The organism is Roseovarius aquimarinus, assembly GCF_043661195.1.
Classification (GTDB): domain Bacteria; phylum Pseudomonadota; class Alphaproteobacteria; order Rhodobacterales; family Rhodobacteraceae; genus Roseovarius; species Roseovarius aquimarinus.
In genome coordinates this window covers 1-801 of sequence record NZ_JBIHMM010000014.1, presented here as the reverse complement: position 1 = coordinate 801, position 801 = coordinate 1, and the positions used below count along the sequence as shown (strand labels likewise).

At 64.2% G+C, this 801-nt stretch carries 2 protein-coding genes; both read right to left on the bottom strand.

Annotated elements, in window-relative coordinates; all coding sequences use genetic code 11:
• Positions 1 to 376: NAD(P)H-dependent oxidoreductase (locus tag ACGRVM_RS16380; protein WP_394624076.1), on the bottom strand; the 376-nt coding region annotated here is incomplete at its 3' end.
• Entirely contained in the window at positions 369 to 791 is a 423-nt protein-coding gene (gene arsC, locus ACGRVM_RS16375) for an arsenate reductase (glutaredoxin) (RefSeq protein ID WP_377171360.1), read from the bottom strand. The genes ACGRVM_RS16380 and arsC, both read right to left, overlap by 8 nt.
• Positions 792 to 801: the final 10 nt, after the last annotated feature.

Sequence of the window (801 nt, the reverse complement as noted above, 5' to 3'; positions counted from 1 at the left end):
CACCGCCGAGGGACAGCGGTATCCAGTCGATCTGGGTCTTCATGATCCCGGTCATCGCGCCGTGCCGCTCTGGCGAACACCAGACCATGCCCTCGGACCAGGTGACGAGATCGCGCAGCTCCTGCACCTTCGGATGATCCGCATCCGCGTCGTCGGGCAGAGTTAGACCCGACGGGCGATAGGTCCGGGTCTCAGCCCCGAACCGTGTCAGGACACGGGCGGCTTCCTCCGTCATCAGCCGGCTGAACGAGCGCTCGCGTAGAGAGCCGTAGAGCAGCAGGATGCGGGGCGCATGTGTCGCTCGTTCAGCCGGCAGCAAGCGATCCGTGTCGATCGGCTGGACATGACGTTCGTCGAGGTTCGGTGTATCAGGCAACGCGATTTCCTTTTGCGTCGATCAGCTGCGTGCCGTCCTCTTTCGCGAAAGGGCCAGGCGGCAGAGTATCGAGAAGATCGAGCACGGTTTCGCTCGGGCGGCAGAGGCGCACGCCCTTGGGCGAGCAGACGATCGGGCGGTTGACCAGGATCGGATGGTCCAGCATCGCGGCGAGGATCGCCTCGTCGCTGACGGACGGATCGAGCAGACCCAGATCCTCCGCGGGAGATTTGGTTGTCCGCAGGGCTGTTCGGGGGGTCAATCCGGCAGCGGCAAACAGCGCCAAGAGTTGCGGGCGCGTCCAGCCCGTCTCGCGATACTCGATGACCACCGGTGTCACGCCCGACGCCTTTATGATCGCCAGCACGTTGCGCGAAGTGCCGCAGTCCGGGTTGTGGTGGATGACAATGCTCATCAAGCGCTTT

Bases quoted from the DNA above. Each gene is read 5' to 3' on its own strand.
- arsC (WP_377171360.1), bottom strand. From the start codon at position 791: ATGAGCATTGTCATCCACCACAACCCGGACTGCGGCACTTCGCGCAAC.